Annotated in this window: 14 protein-coding genes and 1 tRNA gene; 6 read left to right on the top strand and 9 right to left on the bottom strand. The window is 69.9% G+C overall.

Going from position 1 to position 15,798, the window contains the following annotated elements:
* The first annotated feature begins 638 nt into the window (after positions 1–638).
* Positions 639–842, top strand: a complete 204-nt coding sequence (locus ACYVLP_RS13100) for a helix-turn-helix transcriptional regulator (protein WP_460627789.1) — start codon at positions 639–641, stop codon at positions 840–842.
* Positions 839–1,927 carry a tyrosine-type recombinase/integrase gene (locus ACYVLP_RS13105; protein WP_460627790.1) on the top strand — a complete coding sequence of 363 codons (1,089 nt, stop codon included), beginning with the start codon at positions 839–841 and terminating at the stop codon, positions 1,925–1,927. Before ACYVLP_RS13100 ends, ACYVLP_RS13105 begins: the two co-directional genes overlap by 4 nt.
* 182 nt (positions 1,928–2,109) lie before the next feature.
* Here ACYVLP_RS13105 and ACYVLP_RS13110 read toward each other — a convergent pair.
* The 7 genes from ACYVLP_RS13110 to ACYVLP_RS13140 form a co-directional block, all read right to left on the bottom strand.
* Positions 2,110–2,183, bottom strand: a tRNA-Thr gene (locus ACYVLP_RS13110).
* A gap of 284 nt (positions 2,184–2,467) precedes the next feature.
* Positions 2,468–4,267, bottom strand: coding sequence for an alpha/beta hydrolase (locus tag ACYVLP_RS13115; protein ID WP_460627791.1), 1,800 nt, complete (start codon positions 4,265–4,267; stop codon positions 2,468–2,470).
* Positions 4,261–5,817, bottom strand: coding sequence for an alpha/beta hydrolase (locus ACYVLP_RS13120; protein ID WP_460627792.1), 1,557 nt, complete (start codon positions 5,815–5,817; stop codon positions 4,261–4,263). Before ACYVLP_RS13120 ends, ACYVLP_RS13115 begins: the two co-directional genes overlap by 7 nt.
* 33 nt (positions 5,818–5,850) lie before the next feature.
* Positions 5,851–7,011, bottom strand: coding sequence for a DNA polymerase III subunit delta' (locus ACYVLP_RS13125; RefSeq protein ID WP_460627793.1), 1,161 nt, complete (start codon positions 7,009–7,011; stop codon positions 5,851–5,853).
* Positions 7,008–7,667 (bottom strand): dTMP kinase, encoded by a 660-nt coding sequence (gene tmk / locus ACYVLP_RS13130; RefSeq protein ID WP_460627794.1) that lies wholly within the window; start codon positions 7,665–7,667, stop codon positions 7,008–7,010. The genes ACYVLP_RS13125 and tmk overlap by 4 nt, the downstream gene beginning before the upstream one ends.
* Positions 7,668–7,841: 174 nt before the next feature.
* Positions 7,842–8,876 carry an aspartate-semialdehyde dehydrogenase gene (locus ACYVLP_RS13135; RefSeq protein ID WP_460627795.1) on the bottom strand — a complete coding sequence of 345 codons (1,035 nt, stop codon included), beginning with the start codon at positions 8,874–8,876 and terminating at the stop codon, positions 7,842–7,844.
* An 81-nt stretch (positions 8,877–8,957) separates the two neighbouring features.
* Positions 8,958–9,740 (bottom strand): MerR family transcriptional regulator, encoded by a 783-nt coding sequence (locus ACYVLP_RS13140; protein ID WP_460627796.1) that lies wholly within the window; start codon positions 9,738–9,740, stop codon positions 8,958–8,960.
* A 207-nt stretch (positions 9,741–9,947) separates the two neighbouring features.
* Here ACYVLP_RS13140 and ddaH point away from each other — a divergent pair, with 207 nt between their 5' ends.
* Positions 9,948–10,718 (top strand): dimethylargininase, encoded by a 771-nt coding sequence (gene ddaH / locus ACYVLP_RS13145; RefSeq protein WP_460627797.1) that lies wholly within the window; start codon positions 9,948–9,950, stop codon positions 10,716–10,718.
* 80 nt (positions 10,719–10,798) lie between these two features.
* Here ddaH and ACYVLP_RS13150 read toward each other — a convergent pair whose 3' ends face one another.
* Entirely contained in the window at positions 10,799–12,367 is a 1,569-nt protein-coding gene (locus tag ACYVLP_RS13150; RefSeq protein ID WP_460627798.1) for an MFS transporter, read from the bottom strand.
* Between the two features lie 104 nt (positions 12,368–12,471).
* On the opposite strand from ACYVLP_RS13150, the gene ACYVLP_RS13155 reads away from it, so the two are divergent.
* Positions 12,472–13,257 carry a TetR/AcrR family transcriptional regulator C-terminal domain-containing protein gene (locus tag ACYVLP_RS13155; RefSeq protein ID WP_460627799.1) on the top strand — a complete coding sequence of 262 codons (786 nt, stop codon included), beginning with the start codon at positions 12,472–12,474 and terminating at the stop codon, positions 13,255–13,257.
* Between the two features lie 42 nt (positions 13,258–13,299).
* Here ACYVLP_RS13155 and ACYVLP_RS13160 read toward each other — a convergent pair whose 3' ends face one another.
* Positions 13,300–14,172: a TetR/AcrR family transcriptional regulator gene (locus tag ACYVLP_RS13160; protein WP_460627800.1), complete on the bottom strand. Its 873-nt coding sequence runs from the start codon at positions 14,170–14,172 to the stop codon at positions 13,300–13,302.
* 124 nt (positions 14,173–14,296) lie between these two features.
* Between ACYVLP_RS13160 and ACYVLP_RS13165 the strand changes: the two genes are divergently transcribed.
* Both ACYVLP_RS13165 and ACYVLP_RS13170 read left to right on the top strand, forming a co-directional pair.
* Positions 14,297–15,022 (top strand): MFS transporter, encoded by a 726-nt coding sequence (locus ACYVLP_RS13165; protein WP_460627801.1) that lies wholly within the window; start codon positions 14,297–14,299, stop codon positions 15,020–15,022.
* 12 nt (positions 15,023–15,034) lie between these two features.
* Positions 15,035–15,766, top strand: a complete 732-nt coding sequence (locus ACYVLP_RS13170; protein ID WP_460627914.1) for an MFS transporter — start codon at positions 15,035–15,037, stop codon at positions 15,764–15,766.
* Positions 15,767–15,798 lie beyond the last annotated feature (32 nt).

Raw genomic sequence — 15,798 nt, forward strand, 5'->3', positions numbered from 1 at the left:
TCCACTGAGATCACCCATCCAATCTGTCTGGGTGGCCTCGTTTTCGACCGTCGCTATGGCCTCGTTTTCGAGCGTCGTCGACAGTTTCGAGTCCGTCCTGCTCACGCGTGCCCACGAAGCCGCGAGTCCCTCAAGCCGAGTGCGCAAGCCAAGACACATCGGCCCGCATTCATCGCGGCGCTCCACAATCAAAGCCTCGCTGCGACGTTGCGGCGCCAGCCGTCACGGGCCTTCGAGGGCGACGCCCAGGCGCCACCACTGACCCACCAGTTGCTCGAGATCTACTCCGCGCCTTGTCGCACCCGACGCAAAGTCCTCGACCGCTCGCAACTGGAGCTCGACCGGTCGCAGTCCCCATAAACGGCTTGATCGGCGCCCTTCGCGCGAACGCTATGAGGAATCTGGCGAGGACAGCCTGACGGGCCACGAGAACGGCCGGCAGCTGTCGAAGCAACAAGCTCGCGCGACTGCTTGACGCACATCCTGCGACCTTCCGATGGTGACCCTGGCTTGGGGTTGTCCAGGTACGCCTTCGGGCGGGCTGCCTGGATGACCTGAGTGCCGACTCGACGTGGGAGCCGCGACGGGAGCCAGCGAAGAAGCCGATACCCAAGCGGAAACACAGAAGGGAAGAGCGCATGGAGACCGAGCCCACTCAGACCTTCCCGCGGCTCCTCACCGTCAAGGACGTCGCCCAGATCCTCTGCGTGCCGTTGTCCACAGTCCATCACTGGGCCGCTCACGGCGAGGGACCGCCCTCCTTCAAAGTCGGAAAGCATCGCCGCTTCGACGCCTCCCTCGTCGCTGCCTGGATCGAGCAGCAGAAGGGCGACGTCGCGTGATCGAGAAGCGGACCTCGACGCACCGCGTTTCATGGCGGGTGCGGTATCGCGGTCCAGACGGTCGCCAGCGCTCGAAGACGTTTGCCCGTAAGCGTGATGCGGAGGCGTACGAAGACCAGGTCAAACAACAGCTGAGGCAGGGCGACTGGCTCGACCCTCGACGCGGCAAGGTGACCCTCACGTCCGTGTGGGCAGAATACGAGCGCGTCGGGACCAGCCACCTTCGCGCAACGACCCTGCAGAACTACCGCGCGGCCTGGCGCAACATCGAACCGTACCTTGGCAACTGGCAACTCAGTCGCATGGAGCATTCAGACGTTGCCGACTGGATCCTGACCCTCGCGCAGACCAAGGGCCCGGAGACGGTTCGACAGGCGCACCGGGTTCTCTGTCTGGTTCTCGACCACGCAATCCGAACGCGTCGACTTGCAGTCAACCCGGCCCGGGGAGTGCGCCTGCCCCATCGCCCTCCAGCTCGGGAGCGCATCCTGACGGTCGATGAGGTGCAGGCCTTGGCCAAACGCCTCGGGAACCACGGTGATCTCGTGCTCGCCATGGCTTACCTAGGCCTGCGATGGTCGGAGCTCGCAGCGCTGAGAGTCTCGGACGTCGACCTCTTCAGGCGTCGGGTGCGGATAGTCGAGCGCGCCACCGAAGTCGGAGGTCGGATGGATGTAGCCGGGCCGAAGAGCCGAGCCTCGCGACGGCACGTCGCCATACCTGGGCTGCTCGAGCCCGTGCTCCAGGCTCGAGTGTCCGGCAAGGAGCAGGACGATCTGGTGTTCACCGCGCCCGAAGGCGGATATCTCCGCAACGGGAACTGGCGGAGGCGAAGCGGCTGGACAGCAGCGACGCAGGAGCTCGGGCTTGCGGGCGCAACTCCCCACGACCTGCGCCGCACATTTGGCTCGTTGGCCCGATCGGCGGGTGCGGACCTGCGATGGATACAGCGAGCCATGGGTCACGAGTCGATCACGACGACGGCACGCATCTATGCGCACCTCTACGACGACGAGCTAGATATCGTCGCCGCTGCTCTGGACCGGCTCAGCGAGAGTGTTGCTCACCGACGGGACCACCAGTGACAGCGCCCGCCCTGGATCTGTCCGCCCGCCCTGGATCGTCGAGTGCCCAAAATGTGCCCAAAACCGCGCCAGGCATGGTCTCGTGCCGCTGGTGATGCGTAGTGCAGTGGCCATCGATACCGTGGTATGCACCTGCACTGACCAGCAGAAACGCCCCCGACCGGAGCCGGGGGCGTCATCTGAGCCGCCTGTCGGAATCGAACCGACGACCTATTCATTACGAGTGAATCGCTCTGGCCGACTGAGCTAAGGCGGCACGTACCCATGGGGCCGGGCGAGACCCGGGCACGGTGGATGAGTATACGCAGACCCCAGTCTGGGCACGAAATCGGACCGTCCCCGCACGCGCGACGACCCAACAGCCCGCCCGATACCACGTATGCCGCCCGCCCGGCATACGTGGCACGGCGGCCGACGCCATACGGCAGCCGACGACCTGCGGCGCCGACGAGATACGGCGGCCGACGACACACCGCCGCCGACGGCATACGGCAGCCGACGGCACTCGGCCCCAGAGGCCTGACGGCTGCGGATGCGGCCTCAGCAGGCCTTGCCGTCGGGCGGGGTCCTGCCGTCGACGAGGTACCCGTCCACAGCGTCGTCGACGCAGGTGTTGCCCTGGTTGTAGGTGCCGTGGCCGTCGTGGTCGGAGGTGAGGAGCACACCGGACGCGAGGTCCTTCGCCAGCTGCTTCGTACCGCCGATCGGCGTCGCCGGGTCGCGCTCATTGCCGATGACGAGGATCGGCGCGGCCCCGACGCCGAGGGTCGTGCCCTTGGGGGGGCGGCCGGCACTGGGCCAGGTGCGGCAGTTGTCGTAGAGGTCGCCGGTCATCCGCGCCCACAGCGGGTGGGCCGCCTTGGCCTGGTCCTCCTCGGCCACCCTGGCCGCCGTCGGCGGCGTGCGCGGCCAGTCGGCGCAGCGGACCGGGATCATCGCCTGCAGATAGCTGCCCTTGGCGTACTTCCCGGAGGGACTCCGGTCCACGAACAGCGAACCGATGCGCAGGAGCAGGTCGCCCTTGCCCTCGTCGAGGGCCTGGGTCAAGGCCTGGTTGAGCGGCTCCCACAGCTGGTCCGAGTAGAGGCACATGAAGATGCCGAAGGCGACCCAGCCCTCGCCGATCCGGGAGAGGCCTGGCCGGCTCGTCGTCAGCCCGTCACGCTCGGCCTTGTCGAGCAGGTCGACGAGCTTCTGCTTGGCCGAGGCCTTGTCGCGCCCGAGGGCGCAGTCGTCCCGGACGACACACCAGTCGAGGAACGCATCGATCGACGACTCGAACCCCTGGATGTCGTACGTCATCTCCTGCTCGTCGGTCTGGTTGGGCGACATGGCCGAGTCGAGCACCATCCGCCCGACCTGCTTGGGGAACAGGTCGGCGTAGAGCGCCCCGAGGAAGGTGCCGTACGAGCCGCCGAAGAAGTTGAGCTTCTGGTCACCGAGCAGCACCCGCATGATGTCCATGTCGCGGGCCACCTCGGTCGTGCTCATGTGCCGCGCCTTCTCGCCTCCACGGGTCGCGCAGCGCTCGGTGACGCCGTCGAGGGCGGAGTGGCCCTTCGCCTTCTCGGCGGCCGAGTCGGGCGTCGGGTCGGTGCTGAAGAGCAGGTCCATGTCGCTGTCGCTGAGGCAGTCGACGGCGTCAGACGCCGCGATCCCACGCGGGTCGAAGCCGACGATGTCGTATGCCGCGAGGACGTCGGGGCTGAACGTGCTGGATGCCGCCTGGGCGAACTCGACCCCGGACGCTCCCGGGCCGCCGGGGTTGACCAGGAGCGACCCGACGCGCTTCGAGGGGTCGGTCGCGGGCACCTTGCGCAGCGCCAGGTGGAAGCGGTCACCCTGGGGCTTGGAGTAGTCGACCGGGACCTGGATCGTCGCGCATTGCTGCTTGGAGTCGCCGGAGCACGGCTTCCAGTCGACCTTCTGGGTGTAGTAGTCGCGCAGTGCTGCGGCGTAGTCGGTGGGCGGCGCCTGGGTGGGCGAGGCGCTCGGGCTGCCACCGGCCCCTGGCGTCGCCCATCCGCTCGCAGGCTGCCGGGGCTGAGCCGCCGTCGGCGGGTTCCCGACGCGCCAGACTGCGAGACCGACGGCCCCGAGGAGCGCGACGACGGCCACGAGGGCGAGCACGCGCCGCAGTGGAGAGTGCCGCCCCGGTGCGGCCGCGCCCGGCTGGTGGGCGCTGGATCCCATTGGGCCAGAAGGAGGTCCGGGCGGCGGGAGCTCCGGTCCTGCGTATGCCGTAGACCCCTGGGATGGTGGCGTGTAGTCAGGCGGCAGGGCGGCATACCCAGGTTGCGCCTCGGGAAGGTCGTCCGGATGTGGCGCGTCGCTCAGCATGAAAGTCCGTCCTTGGGAACGCGCCCCTGCACGTAGTACGCGTCGATGGCGCCGTCGACGCAGGTGTTGCTCCGACCGTATGCCGTGTGGCCGTCTCCGTCGTACGAGATGAGCGCCGCGTTCGCGAGCTGGTCGCGAAGCCGCTTGGACCACTCGTAGATCGTCGCGGGGTCGCGCGTGGTGCCGACGACGACGATCGGGTTGCTGCCCTCAGCGCGGATCTTGTGCGGGCCCTGGCCCTCCTTGGCGGGCCAGACGCCGCAGGGGAGGTTGCCCCAGGCGAGCCAGGGGCCCCAGGTCGGCGCCGCCTTGGCGAAGTCGGTGGCGTACTTCTCGTAGGTCGACAGGTCAGGGCTGTCGGGCCGGTCGATGCAGTTGACGGCGTAGATCGCTTCCATGATGTTGCCGTTGTACCCGCCCCCCGGTTTGCGGTCCGCGTAGGAGTCCGCCAGCTGCAGGAGCGTCTGCCCGTTGCCCGACTTGGCCTCGGTCAGCGCCTCGGTCAGGACGCCCCACGAGCCTTGGTCGTAGAGACCCAGGGCGACGCCGAGCCGGCCCCAGGACTCGTTGAGCTGCGGCACCGCCGGGTCGCCGGTCGGCAGTGGGTTGCTGTCGAGGCCGGCGAAGAAGTCCTGCAGGCCCTTCTCGGCCGCCGGCACGGTGTCGCCGAGCGGGCAGTCGCCGCCCGCCACGCAGTCCTGCAGGTAGGCCTTGGTCGCGAGCTCGAACCCCCGGGCCTGCCCCTCGGCGAGCTCGGCGCTCGTGAGGTCAGGCGGCACGACGCCGTCGAGGACCATCCGGCCGACCCGCTCCGGGAACAGGCCGGCATACGTCGAGCCGAGGAACGTGCCGTACGACTTGCCGAGGTAGTTCAGCTGGGAGTCCCCGACCGCGGCCCGCAGCACGTCCATGTCACGGGCGGCGTCCTCGGTCGACAGGTGCTTCACGAGGTCGGGGTTGTTGGCCTCGCAGCCGTCGGCCATCGCCTTCGCCTCGCTCAGCAGCGTCTGCTCCTCGGACGGAGAGTCCGGCGTCGCGTCAGCGCCGAGGAAAGCGTCCAGCTGGCGGTCACCGAGGCAGTCGATGGGGTCCGAGCGGCCGACACCGCGCGGGTCGAAGCCGATGCGGTCGTAGTAGCGGCGCACCTGGGGCCCGCCGATGGTGCTCGCCCCGCCCGCGACGTAGTCGATCCCGGACGCTCCCGGCCCGCCGGGGTTGATGAGCAGCGAGCCGAGGCGGTGGTCCTGGTCGCCCGCCTTGACGCGCAGCACCTTGATCCCGAGGTCCGTGGCCGGGTCCGGGTGCGAGTAGTCCAGCGGCACTAGCAGCGTCGCACACTCGAACTGGTTGCACGGCTTCCAGTCGAGATGCTGGGTGTAGTAAGGGGCGAGATCCGCGGCTGGCGCGACCGTGGCTGCCGGGAGCCCGGACCGGGTCGGCGCCGCGACCGGAGGCTCGGAGTCGTCGCACGCCGCCGCCCCGAGCACGAGCGCCACCGCCGCCGCCGTCGCGGTGAGGGCACGTGCGATGGCGGCAGGGCGTGTCGTCATGGCGGAAACGGTAACCCGAGAACCTGGGCCGACCTACATTCCAAGGTCGCGCGGCACCCGCAGCTGCAGTGCCATCGCCTCGAGCGCGAGCAAGGGTGCCACGTTGGCGTTGATCCGCTCGCGCGCCTCGTTGATGGCGTCCATCGCGCCGAGGAGCTGCTCGGCGGTGAAGACGCTCGCGAGGCCACGCACCTTGTCCATCGCGTCCGGGTTGACGAGGTCGACGTCTGAGCCGAGCCGCAGCACCAGAGCGTCGCGGTAGACGGAGGTGAGGTCGACGAGGGCGCGGTCGATGACGTCACGGCCGTAGCGGGTCGCGCGAGTCTTCTGCTCCCGCTCCAGGGCGGCGAGCTGGGAGCGGATGTGCGGCGGCTGAACGCGCGCCGTCGGGTCGGCGCCGAGGGTCTCCATGAGCCGTGCCCGCTCGGCCGCGTCGCGCTCGGCACCCGAGGCAGAGGACTCCTCGTCGGCGATCTGTGCGAGGTCTGCCGCTGCACCCATCGCGTCGCCGACGCCGACGATCTTGGCGGCCATCGCGATGACGTCGTGGCGTCGGATCCGGGCCTGCTCGTCCCGGGCCAGGCGGCGGGCCAGCCCGATGTGGGACTGCGCGGCGCGAGCGGCATACAGAGCCATCGCCGAGTCGACGCCGTCGCGGCGCTGGAGCAGCTCTGCGACCGCCTCGACCGGGGGTGTGCGGAGCCGCACGTGCCGGGACCGGGACCGGATCGTCACGATGACGTCCTCGAGGCTCGGCGCGCAGAGCATCCAGACGGTGCGTGGCGTCGGCTCCTCGAGCGCCTTGAGGAGTGCGTCGGCCGGGGCGTCGGTGTATGCCGTGAGGCGGTCGGCGTCCTCGATGATGATGATGCGCCAGCGACCGACCGATGGACGCATCGCCGCTTCCTGCACGAGCGCACGCGCCTCGGCGACCTTGATGGACAGGCCCTCGGTCGCGACGACCTTGACGTCGGCGTGCGTGCCGTCGAGGGAGGTGCGGCACTCGATGCACTCTCCACAGCCTCCCTTGGGGCACTGGAGCGCGGCCGCGAAAGCCCGGGCCGCTGTCGAGCGTCCCGACCCCGGAGGGCCGGTGAAGAGCCACGCGTGGGTCATGGACGCCTCGTCGCGAACCGCGCGAGAGAGGGTCTCGATCGTCGGCTCCTGTCCGACGAGGTCGCGCCAGACGGTCATGTCCGCCTCGCGATCACCTGGTCGACGCGCGCCAGGACGGCGGCATGGATCTCGGCGACGGGCAGGGCGCCGTCGACGACGAGGTACCGGTCGGGGTCCTGCGCGGCGAGGTTGAGGTAGGCGCGGCGGACCGCGGCATGGAAGGCATCGGCCTCCGACTCGAGCCGGTCGTGGACGTCGCCACGGCGGGAGCGGCCGACCTCCGGCGAGACGTCGAGGACGATGGTGAGGTCGGGAAACAGCCCACCCACCGCCCACTGCTGCAACGCCCGGATCTCGGCAATCCCGAGCGACCGGCCGACGCCCTGGTAGGTGATGGAGCTGTCGATGTAACGGTCGGTCAGGACCACCTCCCCGCGACGCAGCGCCGGGAGGATGACCTCGTCGACATGGTGCGCCTTGTCGGCGGCGTAGAGCAGCGCCTCGGCGCGGGCCGCGACATGGTCGCCATGCAGGACGAGCTGGCGGATCTGCTCGCCGAGCGGTGTGCCGCCAGGCTGCCGCGTGACGAGGACGCGACGTCCGCGGCGCTCGAGGGCGTCGGTGAGCAGGCGCACCTGTGTCGACTTGCCCGCGCCGTCGCCGCCCTCGAAGCAGACGAACAGGCCCGGAGCCGTGTCGACGCCGGGGGTCGCCGCCGCGAGGATGTCCGTCACGACGCCGAGCCTATGCGACCCGGGCGACACCCAACGTCGAGTGGCCCCGCCGTCACACCAGTCGCACGCAGGGGCACCCTTTCCCGGGGACGCGTGTGACGACGGGGCCACTCGACGGGGCCACTCGACGGGGCCACTCGACGGGGCCACTCGAACGGGGCCACTCGAACGGGGTCAGCGGCGGGCGAGGAGCTCCTCGGCGATCTGGACCGCGTTGAGCGCCGCGCCCTTGCGCAGGTTGTCACCGACGACGAAGAGCACCAGCCCCTTGCCCTCGGGCGCGGCCTGGTCGGCGCGGACCCGCCCGACGAACACCTCGTCGCGACCGGCGGCCTCGAGCGGGTTGGGGACGTCGGTCACGATGACCCCGGGGGCGTTCTTGAGCAGGTCGAGCGCTTCGTCGGCGCTGAGGTCCTCTGCGAACTCGGCGTGGATCGCGAGGCTGTGGCCGGAGAAGACGGGAACCCGGACACACGTGCCCGACACGCGCAGGTCGGGGATGTGCAGGATCTTGCGCGACTCGTTGCGCAGCTTCTGCTCCTCGTCGGTCTCGAGCGAGCCGTCGTCGACGAGCGACCCCGCGAGGGGGACGACGTTGAAACCGACGGGGACGGCATACACCTGGGCCTCGGGGATGGCCACCGCGCGACCGTCGAGCGCGAGCTCGGCGGGGTCGCCCGCGGCATACCCACCGCGCAGCTGGCGGTCGAGCTCCTGGACGCCCTTGCCGCCCGACCCGCTGACCGCCTGGTAGCTCGAGACGTGCAGGCGCACCAGCCCGGCCCGGTCGTGCAGGGGCTTGAGCACGGGCATCGCGGCCATCGTCGTGCAGTTCGGGTTCGCGACGATCCCCTTGGGGATGGTGTCGAGATCCGCGGCGTTGACCTCGGACACGACGAGGGGGACCTCGGGGTCCTTGCGCCAGGCGCTCGAGTTGTCCACGACGACCGCACCCGCTGCCGCGACCTTCGGCGCGAGCTCCTTGGACGCTGCGCCGCCGTTGGAGAAGAGCGCGATGTCGATGCCGGAGAAGTCGGCGGTCGCCGAGTCCTCCACGGTCACCTCGGCGCCCTTCCACGGCAGCGTCGTGCCCGCCGACCGCGCCGACGCGAAGAACCGCACCTGCTCGATGGGGAAGTCGCGCTCCTCGAGGAGGGTGCGCATGACCCCGCCGACCTGACCCGTTGCACCGAAGACACCAACACGCATGTCACCAGGTTACGAGCACAGCGTTGGGCGGCCGGCCGCCGTTCACCTGTTGGTCTGGCGCGGGTACGACCAGCAGGGCCGTCAGGACTGTTGCCGGTCGGCGTTGGCGTGGATCGCGTCGCGGACGTACTGGGCGAGCCCCTCCTCGAGGTCCTCGTACGTCTTGGTGAACCTCGGGTCGGCGACGTACATGTCGGCGAGGTTGCGGTGGAAGTCAGGACTGAGGTCGTAGAAGCGGTTGTGGATGTGCAGCCGGTGCTGCTCGGCGGCGTCCATCGCCGCCTCGCTCGTCGGCGGTTGGCCAGAGCGCTTGGCCCGGACGAACGCCGCGTGCGCGGCCTCCATCTCCGCCTTGACCTCCTCCCAGTCCGACTTCGTGTAGCGCCTGGTGCGCTCCGCCGACTGCTTCCAGGCGTCGGTCTCGCCCCAGCGCTCCTGCGCTTCCTGCTGGTACTCGTCGCTGAACCCGTCGCCAAAGAGCTCCTTCATCTCCTCGGGCGTTGCTGGCTGGTTGCTCATCTCTCTCTCCAGTGCTCTGTCGATGGCGTCGACGAGCTCGCCGAGCTCGCCTAGCCGGGTCACGACCGTCGCACGCTGCCGACGAAGGTGGTCGACCGCGTCCTCGCCGCCGTCGAGCAGTCCTGCGATCTCGTCGAGCGGCAGCTCGAGCCGGCGGTAGACGACGATCTGCTGCAGCCGCGTGAGGTCCTCGTCGGTGTAGATGCGGTAGCCCGCCCGCGAGCGTTCGCTCGGGGTGAGCAGGCCGATCTCGTCGTAGTGGTGCAGCGTGCGCACCGTCACGCCGAAGAGGTCAGCGACCTGCCCCACCGTCCAGGTGGTCATCTCCTGCGTCCTTCCGGTCATGACACGAGCGTGGCGCCTCACGTCGCGTGAGGGTCAAGCCCAATGACGACGGTATGCCGTGTGGCGCGGGAACGCTCCCCGCCCAGCGCGGGCTCGTAGCCCCGGACACGGTGTGGGGCCCACCTGCATGTGCGTTGCTCCGCCACATGGACCAACGCACATGGAGCGGACCACAACACTGCCGCCCCGCGCCCCTAGGCTGTCCGCGTGCATCGTCGCCTCGCGCTCGTCCGCCGACCCTCGCCCCGCCTGGCCGACGGGATCGTCACCCACATCGAGCGCTCCGGCCAGGTCGACCCTGATCTCGCTCTGCGGCAGTGGCAGGAGTACTGCGACGTGCTCGGACGCCGCGGCTGGTCAGTGGTTGAGGCCCCGCCGGTCGACGACTGCCCCGACGGCGTGTTCATCGAGGACCAGGTCGTCGTCCATGGCGACGTCGCAGTGCTCTGCCGGTCCGGGGCGCCGGAGCGCCGCCGCGAGCAGGCGGGGGTCCGCGAGTCGGTCGAGTCCCAGGGCTACCGCGTCCGGGCCATCGAGGAGCCGGGCACGCTCGATGGTGGCGACGTCCTCAAGCACGGGCGCTGGGTGTGGGTCGGGGTCGGCGGGCGCACCAACCTCGCCGGTGTCGAGCAGCTCCGAGCCGCACTGACCGGCTCCCGGGTGGAGGTCGTGCCCGTCCCGGTCAGCAAGGTCCTGCACCTCAAGTCGGCCGTGACCGCCCTGCCCGACGGCAGCATCATCGGCTTTCCGCCGCTCGTCGACGACCCGACCGTCTGGGACCGGTTCGTCCCCGTGCCGGAGGAGGCCGGCGCGCACGTCGTCCTGCTCGGCGGGATGTCAGTCCTCATGTCAGCCGCGGCCCCACGCACCGCGCGGCTGCTCGAGAACCTCGGCAACGACGTGACCGTCGTCGACATCTCCGAGTTCGAGAAGCTCGAAGGCTGCGTGACGTGCCTGTCGGTCCGGCTCCGCGGCTGACACCCGCCCGCCGCCCGATCCCCCGGTCGATGTATCACCGCGCGGTATAGAACGCGTGATACATCGACCCGCGGGGGTGGTCAGGCGCTGACGGCAGCAGGCTCGGCCTCAACCTCTCGGACCGGCTCGCGGTGCCGGGGCAGCGTGGCCAACGCGACCACTGCACCGACGAGGAGCACCGCGCACGCCACGAGGTCGGTCGAGTGCATCCCGTCGACATATGCCGTCCGGGCCGCGTCCAGCACTGCCTGGCCCTGGGCACCCCCGACCTGCCCGGCCACCACGACAGCCTGACCCAGGGTCTCGGAGACGGCCGACTCGACGGAGGCAGGCAGTCCGGCCGGGAGCAGCGTGTCGATGCGGGCGGCATACACGGCGCCGATGATGCTGCCGAGGACCGCCATGCCGAGCGCCCCACCGAGCTCGCCGGCGGTCTCGACCAGCGCGGAGACTGACCCCGCCCGCTCGGCAGGTGCGACGCCGATGGCGTACTCGGTGACCAGGGTGGCGACCGACACGAGACCCATCGCGATGAAGGCGGATGCGACCAGCGCGGGTGCGATCGACGAGTTGGCGTGGGCGAGCCACATCCCCGCGAATCCGACTGCGGCGACAACGAACCCGACCGCCATCACGATCGGCCGTCCCACCTTCTGCGAGATCGCGGCCGCGGTCGGCGCCGCAGCACCGACGAGGACCGACGGCAGCAGGCTCCACAGTGCAGCAGCGAGCGCCGAATAGCCGAGCACCGACTGGAGGTACTGCGTCATGAGGATCGCGTTGCCCATGACGCCGAACATCCCGATCATCTGGACCGCGATCGACCCCCCGAAGCCGCGGTTGCGGAAGAGCCTGAGGTCGACCATCGGCGAGGGCACTCGCGACTGGCGGCGCACGAAGGCCACTCCCGCGCACACGCCGACAGCGGCATACGCGAGCAGCCACGGCGACCACCCATGGGCGGCAAACTGCTTGAGCGCGTGGATGACCGGAAGGATCGCGAGCAGCGAGAGAGCCGAGCTGACCAGGTCGACGCGGCTCGCGGCGGCTCGCGACTCGGGCAGGAGCAGTGGTGCGACAACGAGCAGCGCGACCATGACGGGGACGTTGATGAGGAAGACCGAGCCCCACCAGAAGTGGGCCAGGAGGATGCCGCTGATCACGGGGCCGATGCCCACGCCGCCGGCCATGACGGCCGACCAGATGCCGACCGCCTTGGCCCGCTCGGCCTCGTCGGTGAAGAGGTTGCGCACGATGGCGAGGGTGCTCGGCATGAGGGTCGCTCCCCCGACACCCATGAGCGCGCGGGCGGCGATGAGCGCCTCGGCCGTCGGCGCGTAGGCCGCGAGAACGGACGCGAGCCCGAATGCCGTGGCGCCGATCAGGAGCAGGCGGCGCCGGCCGATGCGGTCGGCGAGGTTGCCCATCGTCAGCAGGAGCCCAGCGAGGACGAAGCCGTAGACGTCGAAGATCCACAAGACCTGGGTGGCGGTCGGCGACAGGGCCTCGGCAATGTGCGGCACGGCGAAGAAGAGCACCGACACGTCCATCGACACGATGAGCAGCGGCAGGGTGAGCACGGCGAGCGCGGTCCACTCGCGGCGGCCGGCGCGCGGGGGCGCCGGGGTCGAGGTCTGTTGCACAGTCATGGTCTGCCTCTCCGAGATCTGCGTATGGCGCATAGTGTTTATGTCGCACACTGAAAGTAGACCTAATCTGCGTACCACGCAAGCAGTTGGCTACACTTCGTCTCGTGACCGACCTGCCGCGCTACCTGCAGCTGCTCTGGGGCAAGGAGCCCGAGGGCCGACGCGGGCCCAAGCCCGGCCGCAGCATCGAGGAGATCGGCGCTGCCGCGGCCGCCATCGCCGACGCCGACGGGCTCGACGCGGTGTCGATGAAGAGCGTCGCGACCGCCATCGGCTTCACCACGATGTCGCTCTACCGCTACGTCGACAGCAAGGACGAGCTGTATGCCGTGATGCTCGATGTCGCGTACGGCCCACCCACGCTGGAGTTCCCACCGGAGGACGGCTGGCGGGCCCGGATCTCCACCTGGGCCAAGGAGATCGCCACTCGCCGGCTCGCCCACCCCTGGACCACGGAGACGCGCCAGGCCGGCCCGCCGCTGACGCCGAACATGCTCGCCTGGATGGAGTCAGGGCTGGAGGCGCTCGAGGACGCGCCCCTGACGAACGAGGAGCGGCTCTCGGCCATGCTCGCGATCGACGGCTGGGGCCTGAACCACGTGCGCCAGTCGATGCAGATGGGGCTCGTCGGGGCGGCGGACCCGGACAGCCCCCAGGCGTCCTACCTACCGCTGATGAGCGCGCTCATCGACCCGGCCGTCTTCCCGCGCCTCACCTCCGCCGGTCCGGAAGCCCTGGACGATGACGACGAGGACTTCTTCGAGGTGGAGTTCGACAAGGGCCTGCGCCTGCTGCTCGACGGCATCGAGGCGCTCATCCAGCGGTCGGCGGCGAAGGCCGACCCAGCGCTCACCCGCAAAGGTCGAGTGAGCGCCCCGTCCCACGACTGACCTGAGACGCCCGCAGCCACTGACGATGGTGGGACGGGGCGCTCACTCGACCCGGGGGATCCGGCTCTCGATGCCGTCGAGCAGCAGGTCCAGCCCGAAGAGGAACCGCTCCTCGCCGTCGCCGCCCATCATCGCTCCGACGTGGTCGACGATCGTCGGGAACTGCTCTCGCGGAAGGCTGGCGAAGAACTGGCCGACCTGCTCGAAGTAGGCCATGCCGCGCCGCTCGGACTCCTCGATCGTGCCGCCGCCGAAGCGACGCCGCATCAGCCAGCCCTCGTAGGCGTCGGCGCCGATGTAGAGCGCGAGCCGGTCGAGCGCCCAGAGGGCCACCCGCTCGGGAACCCCGGCCCGCAACAAGGCGGCCGCCATCTCCTCGGCGCCGCGCAGGGCTTCCGGTCCCGTGGGGATCTCGGCGAAGCTGAGCAGCGCGATGTCGCCGTGGCGGTGGTAGACGTCGTACACGTCCAAGGCCCAGACGCGAATGGCCTCCTTCCATGGCATGGTCTCGAAGTCCGGGAACTCGACCTCCGCGATCACCCGGTCGTGCACCAGCCGTAGCAGCTCGTCGCGGGACTCGACGTAGGCGTAGAGCGATGCCGGCCCGGTGCCCAGCTCGGCCGCGACCCTGCGCATCGTCACCCCGTCGGTGCCCTCGACATCGATGATGCGCAGCGCCTCGTCGACGATGCGTTCCAGGCTGATCGGGGTGCGCGACCGCGCTCCCTTGGGTGGCCGTCGCCAGGGCGGGGTCGGCAGCTCGGCATCGGGGAGCGTGGGTCGGGGAAGCCTCGGTGTGGCGTTGCGTGCAGCGCGACCTGCCTCGTTGCGTGCTGCGCCACCTGCCTCGTTGCGTGCTGCGCTGCCAGGGGTGCTGCGTGCGGCATTCGGCTCCCGCCCGGCTGCCTGAGTCATGAACGCTCCTCCACTCGTCGGCTCTAACGAACATCGTACTTGACACGAACGATGTTCGTGAGTAGAACAGTGTTCGTCAATTGACGAACACTGTTCGTCAGCCCATCGATCCCGGGAGGAAGCCATGACCACCCACCTGACCGAGACCAGCCCGGCACGGGCGCTGGCTGCCCATCCCTGGCGCTGGGCGGCTCTCTTCGTCATCCTCGCCGCGGAGGTGATGGACCTTCTCGACGCGCTCGTCACCGTCATCGCCGGACCCTCCGTCATCCGCGACCTCGGCGGGGCGACCACGTTCATCCAGTGGTTCACGGCGGCATACACCGTCGCGATGGCCGCCGGCCTGCTCCTCGGAGGACGCCTCGGCGACATCTACGGCCGCCGGCGGATGTTCCTCATCGGCATGGCCGGCTTCACGCTCGCGTCACTGCTCTGCGCGGCCGCGCAGTCACCGGAGATGCTGCTTGCGACGCGCGTCCTCCAGGGCTTCTTCGGGGCAGCGATGATCCCGCAGGGCCTCGGCATGATCAAGGAGATGTTCCCGCCCGAGGAGATGGGCAAGGCCTTCGGAGCGTTCGGTCCGATCATGGGCCTCGCGTCCGTCGGCGGCCCGGTGCTCGCCGGGTGGCTTGTCAGCGCCGACTTCTTCGGCCTCGGGTGGCGGGCGATCTTCGTGATCAACGTGCCGATCGGCATCGCCGGGTTCGTCGCGGGCCTGAGGTACCTGCCCGCCAGCACGCCGCACCGCGGTCTCAAGATCGACGTGCCCGGTGCGCTGCTCGCCACCGGCGGCATGGCGGCGCTCATCATCCCGCTCATCCAAGGGCGCGAGTATGACTGGCCCGCATAGTGTTTCGCACTCCTGGCAGCTGCGTTCGCCGCGTTTGCCGTGTTCGCGGTCGTCGAGAAGCGTCGTGACCGCGCCGGGATGCCCACGCTGGTGGTCCCCTCGCTGTTCGGCAGGCGCGCCTTCACCTCCGGCCTCCTCACGGGCCTGGCGTTCTTCGGGTCGCTCATGGGCAGCACGATGGTGTTCACGCTGTTCGTGCAGCTCGGGCTCGGGTTCGACGCCCTCCACGCCGGCCTCGCGGGACTCCCCCAGGCCCTCGGCATGATGGTCGGGTTCGGCGTCGCCCAGGCGCTCAACGCGCGCCTCGGCCGTCGGCTCATGCACATCGGTGGGGCGCTCCTGGCCGCCGGGTTGGTCGGTCTCGTCGTCACCATCGGCGCGGCTGGGACGGGCATCGGAGTCTGGGCGATGGCACCCGCGCTCGTGGTGATGGGCACCGGGATGGGCATGACGATGGCGCCGTTCTTCGACATCGTCCTGGCCGGTGTCTCCCCCGAGGAGTCCGGCTCCGCGTCGGGCACGCTGACCGCGGTCCAGCAGGTCGGCGGCGCGCTCGGCATCGCGATCCTCGGCACCGTCTTCTTCAGCAGCCTCGACACCTCCGTGGCGTCCGAAGGCCCGAGCATCGCAGCCTTCGGGTCGGCCACGCAGGCCAGCCTGTGGGTCGCGGCAACGATGGTCGCGATCGGCTGGGTGCTGACGTTCCTGCTGCCGAAGCGGGCCGAGCACTACGACTCCCACTGACGGGTTCGTGCACCCCGCAACACACCCGGAAA

Source organism: Intrasporangium mesophilum (assembly GCF_054783095.1).